Annotated in this window: 10 protein-coding genes and 1 riboswitch; of the genes, 8 read left to right on the top strand and 2 right to left on the bottom strand. The window is 62.2% G+C overall.

Features of this window, described 5'->3' with window-relative positions; genetic code table 11:
* Positions 1-411: 411 nt before the first annotated feature.
* Positions 412-510, top strand: a riboswitch (guanidine-I (ykkC/yxkD leader).
* A gap of 56 nt (positions 511-566) precedes the next feature.
* The 7 genes from R0140_RS13255 (at position 567) to atzF (ending at position 10,182) form a co-directional block, all read left to right on the top strand.
* A complete protein-coding gene (locus R0140_RS13255) occupies positions 567-1,625 on the top strand; it encodes a putative urea ABC transporter substrate-binding protein (protein WP_317704044.1) in 1,059 nt (352 codons plus the stop codon).
* A gap of 24 nt (positions 1,626-1,649) precedes the next feature.
* Positions 1,650-2,465 carry an ABC transporter permease gene (locus R0140_RS13260; RefSeq protein WP_023297641.1) on the top strand — a complete coding sequence of 272 codons (816 nt, stop codon included), beginning with the start codon at positions 1,650-1,652 and terminating at the stop codon, positions 2,463-2,465.
* Positions 2,462-3,238, top strand: a complete 777-nt coding sequence (locus tag R0140_RS13265; protein WP_023297640.1) for an ABC transporter ATP-binding protein — start codon at positions 2,462-2,464, stop codon at positions 3,236-3,238. Before R0140_RS13260 ends, R0140_RS13265 begins: the two co-directional genes overlap by 4 nt.
* Positions 3,239-3,242: 4 nt before the next feature.
* Complete coding sequence (locus tag R0140_RS13270) at positions 3,243-3,971, top strand: urea amidolyase associated protein UAAP1 (protein WP_008804847.1); 729 nt, start codon at positions 3,243-3,245, stop codon at positions 3,969-3,971.
* Between the two features lie 10 nt (positions 3,972-3,981).
* Entirely contained in the window at positions 3,982-4,617 is a 636-nt protein-coding gene (locus tag R0140_RS13275; RefSeq protein ID WP_008804848.1) for an urea amidolyase associated protein UAAP2, read from the top strand.
* 166 nt (positions 4,618-4,783) lie between these two features.
* Positions 4,784-8,389 carry an urea carboxylase gene (gene uca / locus R0140_RS13280; RefSeq protein WP_317704045.1) on the top strand — a complete coding sequence of 1,202 codons (3,606 nt, stop codon included), beginning with the start codon at positions 4,784-4,786 and terminating at the stop codon, positions 8,387-8,389.
* Positions 8,386-10,182, top strand: a complete 1,797-nt coding sequence (gene atzF, locus R0140_RS13285) for an allophanate hydrolase (protein WP_032735631.1) — start codon at positions 8,386-8,388, stop codon at positions 10,180-10,182. Before uca ends, atzF begins: the two co-directional genes overlap by 4 nt.
* Positions 10,183-10,224: 42 nt before the next feature.
* Here atzF and R0140_RS13290 read toward each other — a convergent pair whose 3' ends face one another.
* Positions 10,225-10,863 (bottom strand): hypothetical protein, encoded by a 639-nt coding sequence (locus R0140_RS13290; RefSeq protein ID WP_117126975.1) that lies wholly within the window; start codon positions 10,861-10,863, stop codon positions 10,225-10,227.
* A 124-nt stretch (positions 10,864-10,987) separates the two neighbouring features.
* The gene (locus R0140_RS13295) at positions 10,988-11,653 is read right to left on the bottom strand and encodes an SDR family NAD(P)-dependent oxidoreductase (RefSeq protein WP_032735629.1); all 666 of its coding nucleotides are present in this window, start codon (positions 11,651-11,653) and stop codon (positions 10,988-10,990) included.
* Between the two features lie 104 nt (positions 11,654-11,757).
* Here R0140_RS13295 and R0140_RS13300 point away from each other — a divergent pair, with 104 nt between their 5' ends.
* Positions 11,758-12,678, top strand: a complete 921-nt coding sequence (locus R0140_RS13300; RefSeq protein WP_012968200.1) for a LysR family transcriptional regulator — start codon at positions 11,758-11,760, stop codon at positions 12,676-12,678.
* The last annotated feature ends 18 nt before the right edge of the window (positions 12,679-12,696 follow it).

Consider the following 12,696-nt stretch of genomic DNA (forward strand, 5'->3'; position numbering starts at 1 on the left):
GACCGCAGAGTGACGACGTGTTGTGGCCATACGGCATACGATCTTGTCCACATCGCGGTATACAAGCGCACAGCATTAAACGTGCCATATAAAATAATCATTTATATTCAGCAGGTTAATGTAATCAGGTGGTAACTGACGGGATGCGACATGGTGAAGGAGCGGCACTGAGGCGGTGCAAATGGGTCATCGCAGTGCGTGGGAAACGTTCGTGGCAAATCCACAGAATGTCGGCGCATGCGCTCTGCGTTTTCCTGCACCAAAGCCATGCAATGCCCCAATATCACTCCCCATTTTTGGGAATCGATGCGTCCGCTGGCGGCGAAACGCGGCTGTGAGCGGCCTCTGGCTCCTGGCATGGCGCTTGCAAGAACATCGGCAGAAAGCAGCGCAACAGACAATTCAGATCACACAATAGCTGGCTAGGGTTCCGGTTCACCGCGGTGAACGTCTGGTCCGAGAGCTGGCGACCTCGGCGAGGTTACACGGCGGGATAAAAGCCCGGGAGACAGCAGCACCGTTGGGTGTCGCGCTGCTCCGTTTCTCGTGCTAACCAGAGGTCCACCATGAAAACATCGCCGCTCCTCCGCTCACTTGTCCTGTCGCTGACGCTGCTGACCAGCGTCCCGTCGTTTGCCGCCGTCAAAAAAGAGTTCAACGTCTGCTGGACCATCTACGCCGGCTGGATGCCCTGGGGAACCATCAGTAACGAAAAGATCATTGATAAATGGGCCAGCAAATACGGCATCAAGATCAATATCGTCCAGCTCAACGATTACATCGAATCCATCAACCAGTACACCGCCGGCCAGTTTGACGGCTGCACGATGACCAACATGGACGCGTTGACGATCCCGGCGGCGGGCGGTGTCGACAGCACAGCGCTGATCACCGGCAGCTACTCCGACGGTAACGACGGGGTGGTCATGAAAGGGGCGGATAAAAAGCTCAGCGACCTGAAAGGGATGTCGGTGTATCTCCCGGAGCTGTCGGTATCCCACTATCTGCTGGTGCGCGGCCTGGAAAAAGCCGGGCTGCAGGAAAAAGACGTCAAGGTGGTGAATACCTCCGATGCCGATATCGTCTCGGCCTTCGGCACCAGCGGCGTGCGGGCGGCGGTGGCCTGGAATCCACAGCTGTCGGTTATCAAAAAGACCCCACAAACCAGCGAAGTGTTTAGCTCCTCACAGGTGCCGGGCGAGCTTATCGACATGATGGTGGTGAATACCCAGACCCTGAAAGATAACCCCGCGCTGGGCAAAGCCCTGACCGGCGCCTGGTTTGAAATGATGGCCAAAATGAAGGCCGGGGATAGCCAGGCGTTGAGCGCCATGGCCGCCGACTCCGGCACCGATCTTGCCGGCTACCAGGCACAGCTGAAAACAACCCATCTGTTCTGGACCCCTGCCGACACCCTGGCGTTTATCTCCTCGCCGGATCTGGCGAAAACGATGCAGCGAGTGGCGCAGTTCTCGTTCGATAAAGGCCTGCTGGGTGAAGGGGCGCAGAGCGCGGACTTTATCGGTATGACCTTCCCGGGAAATGTCACCCTCGGCGATGCCGCCAACCGTAAACTGCGCTTTGACGACAGCTACCTGAAGCTGGCCGCCGCGGGCCAGCTGTAATGATTATCGCCGGGAGACCACGCCATGCGCCACATTAACCGTTATCCCCAAAAGGGGATGCGCCTGACGCTGATGCTGCTGCCTTTTGTCGTGCTGATCGCCGCCTGGTTTATTGGATCGGCGGTGCGGCTGGAAGCCAATCCGCAGGACAAGTTGCTGCCAGGCCTGTCGCAGATGGTGGCAGCCATTGACCGGATGGCGTTCACCCCGGACAAACGCAGCGGTGAGTATCTGCTGTGGGCCGATACGCTGATCAGCCTGAGCCGTCTGTTGACGGGCCTGGCCGTCTCGTCGCTGATCGGCCTCGGTATCGGCATCGCCGCCGGCGTCTTCCCGATGTACCGCGCGGCGCTGTCGCCGCTGTTGACGGTGGTGTCAATGATCCCGCCGCTGGCGATCCTGCCGGTGCTGTTTATCGTCTTCGGCCTCGATGAGCTGTCGAAAGTGATGCTGATCGTCATCGGCATTACGCCAATGCTGGCGCGCGACCTGGAGCAGCGGGCGAAGGAGATCCCAGCGGAGCTGTTTATTAAGGCGCAGACCCTCGGCGCCAATAGCTGGACCCTGGTGCTGCGGGTAGTGCTTCCCCAGCTGCTGTCGCGGCTGATCACCTCTCTGCGCCTGCTGCTGGGCTCGGCATGGCTGTTCTTGATCTCCGCCGAGGCCATCTCCGCTACCGCCGGGCTGGGGTACCGCATTTTCCTGGTGCGGCGCTATATGGCGATGGACGTGATTATTCCCTATGTCATCTGGATCACCTTGCTGGCATGGCTGATGGATCTGGCGCTGCGCCAGCTGCACAAAGCCTGTTTCCCGTGGGCGGAAGGAGGCCGGGGATGAGTTTTATCGACATCAAAAACATCTGGCAGGAGTACGGCGAACACGTGGTGCTGGAGCGCATCAATCTGCAGGTGAAAGAGGGCGAGTTTTGCTCGATGGTCGGCGCGTCCGGTTGTGGTAAATCGACCTTTTTACGCCTGCTGCTCGGTCAGGAAAAACCGACCCGTGGCGACATCCTGCTCGATGGCCAGCCGCTGGCGGCGGAGCCGGATCGCAGCCGCGGCGTGGTCTTCCAGCGCTATTCGGTGTTTCCGCATCTCAACGTGCTGGATAACGTCGCCATCGGCCTGGAGCTGCCGGCGTCTCCGCTGCTGGGGCGCCTGTTTGGCGGCAGAAAACGCGAGGCCCGGCAACAGGCCCAGCACATGCTGGAGAAAGTGGGGCTGGGGCACGCTCTGGATAAATATCCGGCGCAGTTGTCCGGGGGGATGCAACAGCGGCTGGCCATCGCCCAGGCGTTCGTGATGCAGCCGCGGGTGCTGCTGCTCGATGAGCCCTTCGGCGCGCTGGATCCCGGCATTCGCAAAGATATGCATGCGCTGCTGCTCCAGCTGTGGAGCGAAACGCGCATGACGGTGTTTATGGTCACCCACGATCTGGCCGAAGGCTTCAACCTGGGCACCCGGCTGCTGGTGTTCGACAAAGTGCGCATCGATCCGCAGGCGCCTAACGCCTGGGGAGCGCGCATTACCTACGATATCCCGCTCAATGAGGCGCGGATGGCGCAGCTGGCCACCGGTAGTGACACCAACGTTTACGCATTAAGGAGATAAATTGATGACCGTACTTTTTCACGCCACTCCCAGCCTGCGCGAAGAGCGGCTTCCCGGCGGGGCGCATACCTCGCTGATTTTGCGCAAAGGGCAGATCCTGCGCCTGACTGATATCGACGGCGGGGCGAACGTCAGCATGATGATGCTCAACCCCCATGAGAAAAGTGAGCGCCTGAACCTGCCGGATACCCTCAAGGGCCAGCATACCGCGCGCCTGACCGCCGGACACTGTTTCTACTCCGACATGGGCCGGGTGCTGGCCGGGATCGTCGCCGACAGCTGCGGCTGGCACGATCCGTTCGGCGGGGTCCTTAACGCCGAAGAGACACACGACAAATATGGCGCCGGACGCTACCAGGAATTACGTAATGGCTTCTACCGCAACGGCGTCGATAACCTGCTGGTGGAGATGGGTAAATGGGATCTCGGCCTGGAAGATCTGCTGATGGTGGTCAACTTCTTCAGCAAAGTCACCGTCGATGACGAGGGCCGTTTCCAGTTTGTTGCCGGCAACAGTCGCGCCGGGGATTACGTTGAGCTGTTTGCCCCGATGGACGTCCTGCTGGTGCTCACCGCGCTGCCGCATCCCCAGGATCCGGCCACAGAATATGCCCCCCGTCCGGTGCAGTTGAGCTGGTATCAGGCCGACGATGAGGACGCGGCCATCCAGGCGCTCCTGACCCGCGATGAGAATCAGCGCGCGTTCCGTAATACCCAACTTTTTGCCCTGTAAGGAGGCGTTCATGACCGTTATCACCAGTAACCGACGCCCGGAAGAGGCCGTCTATCGCCATGTGATCCCGGCCGGGGAACCCTGGCTGTTTGAGGTTAAAAAAGGGCAAACCCTGCGCCTGCTCGATCTCGAAGGCAATCAGGCGATTGATACCCTGTTTTACAACGCCGACAACCCGCGCGAGCGCTACGATGCGCAGCGCACGTTGCGTCGCCAGGGGAACGCCTACCTGACCGCCGGCAGCGTGCTCTATTCCAACCTCGGCCATCCGCTGATGACCATCGTGGCTGATACCTGCGGACGGCACGATACCCTCGGCGGCGCTTGCGCCCAGGAGAGCAACACCGTGCGCTACGCTCTCGACAAGCGCTATATGCACAGCTGCCGGGACAATTTTCTCTGCGCCTGTCTGCACGATGGCCGCCTGCATAAGCGCGATATCGGCGCCAACATTAACTTCTTTATGAACGTGCCGGTAACGCCGGAGGGCGGTCTGACCTTTGCGGATGGCATCTCGGCGGCGGGAAAATACGTTGAACTGCGCGCGGAGTGTAACGCCATGGTGCTGATCTCCAACTGCCCGCAGCTCAACAATCCCTGCAATGGCTGGAACCCGACCCCCGCCGAGGTGCTGGTATGGAACTGACCCGCTGGCAGCGCTGGCGTTTGCTGGCCTTTCGGCTGTTCGCCGTTCGCGCCGACCGCCTGAATCACACGCCGACGCGCCACGTTTAAGCGCCGGTTCCCCCGGGGACGACCTCAGGGAAAGACGAATTGTTGCGGGACGACCCGCTACGCTGTGAGTTCCGCTTATGTTTGATACCTTACTGATTGCCAACCGCGGGGCGATAGCCTGCCGCATTTTACGTACCCTGCGCGCCATGCAGGTGAAGGGGGTTGCCGTTTACGCCGAAGCCGACCTGAGCAGTCTGCACGTCCGCGAAGCGGATGAAGCGCTCAGCCTTGGCGAGGGCCCGGCAGCGCAAACTTATCTGGTGGTAGAGAAGATCATTGCCGCCGCGCTGCAGAGCGGCGCCCGCGCCATCCATCCCGGCTACGGCTTTCTGTCGGAAAACGCCGCCTTCGCCGAAGCCTGTGAGGCGTCGGGACTGGCGTTTGTTGGCCCGACCCCGCAACAGCTGCGTACCTTCGGCCTGAAACATACCGCTCGCGCGCTGGCGAAGGCGGAGGGCGTGCCGCTGCTGGAGGGCAGTGAACTGCTGGCCGACAGCGAGGAAGCCTGCCAGGCGGCTGAGGCGGTGGGCTACCCGGTGATGCTCAAGAGCACGGCGGGCGGCGGGGGGATTGGCATGCGCGTCTGCCGCGACGCCCGCGAACTGAGCGAGGCCTTTGCCACGGTGCAGCGGCTGGGGCAAAACAACTTCAGCGACGCTGGGGTGTTTCTCGAAAAATATATCGAACGCGCCCGTCACCTGGAGGTGCAGATCTTCGGCGACGGTGAGGGGGAGGTTATCGCCCTCGGCGTGCGCGACTGCTCGCTGCAGCGGCGTAACCAGAAAGTGATTGAAGAGACCCCGGCGCCGAATTTGCCGGATGGGATGGCGCAGGCGCTGTGTAGCGCGGCCATTGCTCTCGGGAAAGCGGTGAACTACCGCAGCGCCGGGACGGTGGAGTTTGTCTACGACAGTGCGGCGCAGCGCTTCTATTTCCTTGAGGTCAATACCCGCCTGCAGGTGGAGCACGGCGTCACAGAGCAGGTGTGGGGCGTGGATCTGGTACGCTGGATGATCGCCCTGGCCGCAGGGGATTTACCGCCGCTGAGCGAGCTGGCCGCCGGGCTACAGCCCCGGGGCCATGCCATTCAGGCGCGAATTTACGCCGAAGATCCTGGCCGCCAGTTTCAGCCTTCGCCTGGACTGTTAACCGACGTCTGGTTTCCGCCGGCGGACGGCGCCACGCTGCGCATCGACCGCTGGGTGGAAGCCGGATGTGAAGTGCCGCCGTTTTTCGACCCCTTGCTGGCGAAAGCTATCGTCTGGCGCCCCAGCCGCGATGAGGCAATCGCCGGCCTGGCGCAGGCCCTGGCGGAGACCCGCCTGTATGGCGTCGAAACCAACTGCTTATACCTGCAGCAGATCCTCGGCTTTGCACCGTTTACCGCCGGAGAACCCTGGACCCGCTGCCTGGAGCAATTGCGCTACCGGGCCGATACCGTGGAGGTTCTGAGCGCCGGCACCCAGACCAGCGTCCAGGACTATCCGGGACGTCTGGGGTACTGGGCGGTGGGCGTCCCGCCCTCGGGCCCAATGGATGACCGGGCGCTGCGCCTGGGCAACCGTCTGCTGGGCAATGCCGAGGGCGACGCCGCGCTGGAGATCACCCTTAGCGGACCCACCCTGAAATTCAATACCGCCGTACAGGCGGTGATCTGCGGCGCGCCGCTCACCGTCACGCTCGATGGCGCCGGGCAGGACATGAACTGCGTATTCACTATTCCGGCGGGGGCGACCCTCAGGCTGGGGGCAATAAACGGACCAGGCGTCAGAAGCTATCTCTGCCTGCGCGGCGGTATTCAGGTACCGGATTATTTGGGCAGTAAAAGCACCTTTACCCTCGGCCAGTTTGGCGGCCACGGCGGACGGGCTCTACGCGCTGGCGACGTGCTGCATCTTGCGCCTTTGGTTGAGACAGGGGAAGGCGCGGCGCTTCCCGCAGGGCTGCGCACCGCGCTGACGGACGTCCGTACGCTGCGGGTGATTTATGGTCCCCACGGCGCGCCGGAGTTCTTTGCCCCGGCGTATATGGCGACCTTTTTTGCCACCGACTGGGAAGTGCATTTTAACTCCAGCCGCACCGGCGTGCGCCTGATCGGGCCTAAGCCGGTCTGGACCCGTGACAGCGGCGGCGAAGCCGGGCTGCATCCGTCGAATATTCATGACAACCCCTATGCCGTGGGGGCCGTGGATTTTACCGGCGATATGCCGGTGATCCTCGGGCCGGACGGCCCAAGCCTCGGAGGCTTCGTCTGCCCGGTCACGGTTATCGAAGCCGATCTCTGGCAACTGGGCCAGCTTAAGGCGGGGGATAAAGTGCGCTTTGTGGCGGTGGACGTCCCCACCGCCCGGCGGCTGGCGGCAGGTCGTCGCGCGGAGCTGGCGACCCTGCAGGCGCAGGACGTTGCCTGGCAGCCTGTGCCGCTCACCTCGCCGGTGGTGATGACCTGCGGTGACGCCGACAAACGCCTGGTGGCGCGCCTCTCCGGTGATACCCATCTGCTGCTGGAGGCCGGTGAGGCGGAGCTGGATCTGGTGCTGCGCTTTCGCATCCATGCCCTGATGCAGGCCCTTGAAGGGCAAGCCCGGGAAGGGATCATCGATATCACGCCGGGGATCCGCTCGCTGCAGCTGCATTTCCAGCCGGAAACGCTGGCGCTGGAGACCCTGCTGGCGTGGGTCAGCGGGGAGTGGGCCACGGTCTGCATGAGCGATGATCTGCAGGTTCCAACGCGGGTCGTGCATCTCCCGCTCTCCTGGGACGATCCGGCCTGCCGCAAGGCGATCGACAAATATATGACCACCGTCCGCCCGGACGCCCCGTGGTGCCCAAGCAACCTCGAGTTTATTCGCCGGATAAACGATCTGCCGGATGAGCAGGCCGTATGGAACACGGTGTTTGACGCCAGCTATCTGGTGATGGGCCTCGGCGATGTCTATCTCGGCGCGCCGGTGGCCACGCCCCTTGATCCGCGCCATCGGCTGGTCACCACCAAGTACAACCCGGCGCGAACCTGGACGGCGGAAAACTCGGTGGGCATCGGCGGGGCGTATCTGTGCGTCTACGGCATGGAAGGCCCGGGCGGCTATCAGTTTGTCGGCCGCACTCTGCAGATGTGGAATCGCTATCACGAGGTGGCCGATTTTGCCGGCAAGCCGTGGCTGCTGCGCTTTTTCGATCAGCTGCGTTTCTATCCGGTTTCGGCCGATGAACTGCTGGAGATTCGCCGCGATTTCCCGCTCGGTCGCTATCCGCTGCGCATCGAACACAGCACGCTGCGGCTGGCGGAATACCAGCAATTTCTCGCTCGCGAGGCGCAGAGCATTGACGCGTTTCGCGACCATCAGCAGCGGGCGTTTAACGCCGAACGCGATCGCTGGATCGCCAGCGGCCAGGCCCATTTCGACAGTCAGGAGAGCGCCGCAGAAGAAACGGGCGATGCGCCGCTGCAGCCGGGCGAGCAGGGGGTGGAAAGCCCGGTATCCGGTAATCTGTGGCAGGTACAGACCGCGGTGGGCCGCCAGGTACGCGCCGGTGATGTGCTGGTGGTGCTTGAGTCGATGAAAATGGAGATCCCGCTGCTGGCGCCGTGCGATGGCAGGGTTCAGCAGGTCAATGTGCAGCCAGGCAGCGCGGTGCGTGCCGGGCAACGGGTGGCAGTGATTATTGAGGAGAAGGCATGATGCAGCAGACGTTTGATTTACGCCTGGCGACCCTGGCGGCGAACTATCGTAACGGCAACACCACCCCGCGGGCGCTGTTGGCGGCGATCCGCCAGCGGGCGGAAACGCTGAATCCCGAATTTAATCTGTTTATCCATCTCCTGAGCGAAGCGGAGCAGGCGCCGTTTCTCGCGGCGCTGGAAGGCCATTCGCCAGAGACGCTTCCGCTGTACGGCGTGCCGTTCGCGATCAAAGACAATATTGACCTTGCTGAGATCGTCACGACCGCTGCCTGCCCGGCGTTTGCATACCGGCCGACGCAAAGCGCGACCATTGTCGCGCAGCTGATTGCGCTGGGAGCCGTGCCGGTGGGCAAAACCAATCTCGACCAGTTTGCCACCGGCCTGAACGGAACCCGTTCGCCGTACGGACGTTGCCGCAACGCGTACCACCCGGCTTACCCCTCCGGTGGCTCCAGCGCCGGCTCCGCGCTGGCGGTAGCCCTGGGTGTCGCCAGCTTCGCGCTGGGGACCGACACCGCCGGCAGCGGTCGCGTTCCGGCCGGGCTGAATAACCTGGTGGGGCTGAAAGCGACGAAAGGGGTGATCTCCACCGCCGGGGTTGTCCCTGCCTGTCGCACGCTGGACTGTGTGACCTTTTTCAGCGCTACCGCCGACGAGGCCAGCCAGCTGCTGGCGCTGGTTGCCCGGGCCGATCCGCAGGATAGCTACAGCCGCCGCAATCCTCAGTGGAACAGCCGGCAGGCTTTTGGCAGGCCGTCCGCCGGGTTTCGCTTTGGCGTTCCGCAGACGCTGAACTTCCTCGGTTGCCGCGCCAGCGAAGCGCTGTTCGCCCAGGCCGTGCAGCGGCTGACGGCGCTCGGCGGCGTGCCGGTAGCGATCGATTTCGCGCCATTTCTGGCCGCCGCCCGCCTGCTGTATGACGGACCGTGGGTTGCTGAACGCTATGCGGTGGCCGGACCGCTGATTGAGCAGCAGCCGGATGCCGTGCTGCCGGTGATTCGCGACGTGCTGGCGAAAGCGCCTGATATCGACGCGACGGCGACCTTTAAGGCGATGTATCAGTTGCAGGGGTATAAAGCGCAGTGCGATGCCATCCTTGATACGCTGGACTGCGTGCTGACGCCAACCTTTCCGCGCCCGGTGACGCTCGACGAGCTGGCGGCGGAGCCGATCGCCCGCAACGCCGATCTGGGCTACTACACCAACTTTATGAACCTGCTGGACTATGCGGCGGTGAGTGTGCCGTGCGGGTTTATGCCTGACGGATTGCCCTCCGGCGTCACGCTGTTTGGCCGGGCGTTTACCGATCAGTATTTGCTGAGCCTGGCCGACGCCTTCCAGCGCGCGGAGCGGCTGCCGCTGGCAGGCGGCGCGCGGCTGGAGAGCCCGCCGCCTGCGCATTCCGCAGGCCATGACCGGATGGCACTGGCGGTATGCGGTGCGCATCTGGCCGGTCTGCCCTTAAACGGTCAATTGCTGGCGCGGGGCGGTCGGTTGCTGCAGGCGACCCACAGCGCGCCACGCTATCGTTTGTACGCGCTCGCGGATGGCAAGCGCCCGGCGATGGTGCGTGACGAGCGCGACGGCGCGGCGATAGCGGTGGAAGTCTGGGAGATACCCAGCGCCGAGGTGGGGTCGCTGCTGGCCGCTATTCCCGCGCCGCTGGGGCTGGGACAGGTTGAGCTGGCCGACGGTCGATGGGTGACGGGCTTTATTTGCGAAGCCGGCGGGCTGGGGGATGCCACGGAGATCACCGCCTGGGGCGGCTGGCGTCAGTGGCTGGCCAGGTAAACGGAACATCCTCTGCGGTAGCGCCGCAGAGGGAACCCTCGCTTATAACGGGCTGTTCTCATCGAGCAGGGTGACGCTCCAGACGCGGGCGTGCGTGTCATCGATGCGATAGTAGCTTTTCACGCTTGCCGTACCGCCGATGGCGTAGCCCACCAGAGCGACAATGTTGAGCTGATGCCCTTGCTTATCGGTAAACGCATAATACTCATCCAGCACATAACCGCTGGCGCTGGCCGCTGATTCCAGACGATCGTCCCTGGCTTTCAGGTCCGGGGTATAGTCGGCGATGGTTTTCCCCACATAGTTTTTGGCGACGTCCTGCTTTTCGTCATCGCTGACGATAAACGCCGCGCTGGCAGGAAAGTGCTGAACCACCTCAGCCAGGGTTGGTTTCGGCGCGGCAGAGGTGAATAACGTATGATCGATGGTGTAGGCCTGTAGCCAGCAGGAGAATAACGCCGCTTCCGCCGCACGGCCATCTGGGTCGGAAAGCCCGGGCAGCGCATCGACGGTCTCTCCCGCTTTACGCAGCGCAATGAAATCGGCACAGGAAGAGACCCGTGCCTGATTCTGATCGCTCAACACCAGCGTCAGGGGAGACTGGTTAATCTCAAGCTCGCCCGCCGCCAGCACCGGCGTGCTCAACAATAACGTCACCGCCATACCGATAGAATATTTCATCACATAGCCTCCATGAATATCGTCGTATCCTGATCCGAGGTGACAGGGAAAGCAAGCGATGGATGACGTTTCTTCCGCACGTCCGGGCGATGGCTCCCGGACGCCAGGCGACGGCCGGGGAAGGTTACTGATGGTGTGGGACGGGATAAAATGCTTCCGCTGTCCATTGCGCGGATGGCTGGCGGTATTGCTGCCAGAACAGATCGGCAATCTCCCGGGCTTCGGCGGAACCCGGCGTGACGTAGGCCCCCACCGTCACGATGGAAAGATGAATATTTTGCGCTTTCAATACCGGGAAAAGGCCATGCGTCAGGTTAAGCAGCCCGGCTTTGCCGATGCTCAACGTCAGATACTCCGGGTGGGGCTGAGTGGCAAACATCCCGCCAGTCAGCAGGATCGCGCCTTCTCCACGCGCGGCCATCCGCGGAGTGACCGCTTTGATGGCAGCATATACCGCGCCAATATTAGTGGTGAGATCCTCAATGAAGCCTGCCACCGACTGGGTCTCCAGATTACCGTCATGCATGGCCGCGGCATTGAAATGCAGCACATCCACGCCGCCGGTTTCCTCCTCTACCTCACGAATGAGTTCCGCGATACTGATGATATCGCTGGCGTCCGCCACGCGGCCTTCCGCGGCAAATCCAGCCGCTCTCAACTGGTCGGCCTGCGCCGCCACATTGCTTTTATTGCGAGAGGACAGTATTACCCGGAATCCCTCACCGGCAAATCGTGAGGCCGTCGCCATTCCCATCCCAGGACCGGACCCAATACTCAAAAACGTTTTCATAGGCTGCTCTCACTGTAGGTTGAAGAGCCGCTATGTTAATAGACCAACAGATCGCTGATAATCAGCCTTATTTGCAAATGATTAATGTGCAGGGTGCAGGAATCATGTTCGATGATTTTGATGAGCTGATGGCGTTTGTCTGTGTGGCTGAGGCAGGGAGTTTTATCGGGGCCAGCCTCAGGCTGGAGCGGGATGCGTCGGTGATTTCCCGCCGGGTCAGCCACCTTGAGAAAAAACTGGGTGTCCGGTTGCTGGTGCGTACCACCCGTAGCGTAACGCTGACTGAAGCCGGGACCTGGTTTTTGCAGCGCGCCCGCACGGCGCTGGATGAGCTCAGCGCCGCCAGCCGGGAAGTAGGCGACTTTGCTGCCACCCCACAGGGAACGTTGCGGGTCTCACTGCCGGTGACCTTTGGCCGGGAGCTGATTGCCCCGATGTTTCCTGATTTCCTGCAGGCGTATCCGGATATTCGCCTTGATGCCCATTTTCTCGATCGACGAGTCGATATTGTCGCGGAGGGGTTTGATGCGGTGATCCGCCTGGGAAACCTGCGGGACAGTACCTTAACCGGGCGCGAGCTGGGGGCATTTCGCAGCCAGTTGATTGCTTCGCCGGCCTATCTGCAACGCTACGGTGAACCGACTCATCCTGAGCAACTGGCAGCCCATCGGTGCCTCGGCTTTACCCACCATCCGGACTGGCCCTACTGGATCCTCGAGAATGGTCGGGAGCATATCCAGGTGACGCCAGCTGGCCCCCTCACCACCAATATCAGTGAAGCGCTGCTGACGGCGGTCATTCGCGCAACCGGGATCGCACTGCTGCCGGGATGGATGGTTAATCAGGCGGTGCAGTGCGGGGAACTGGTCCGCGTGCTGCCCGACTGGCGCAGCGCGGCGCGGGTTAGCGTTTATGCCCTGATGCCGCCCGGCACGCTGGTTCCCGCCAAGACCCGGGTATTTATCGACGCGGTATGCCAGCAGCTGGCGTCATCCCCGCTGTGGCAGGACGAGTTGAAGCGATAAACGGGGGGTGCCGATAGA

Origin of the sequence: Klebsiella sp. w6, from assembly GCF_033100215.1 — a bacterium.
In the GTDB taxonomy this organism is placed as follows: domain Bacteria; phylum Pseudomonadota; class Gammaproteobacteria; order Enterobacterales; family Enterobacteriaceae; genus Klebsiella; species Klebsiella variicola.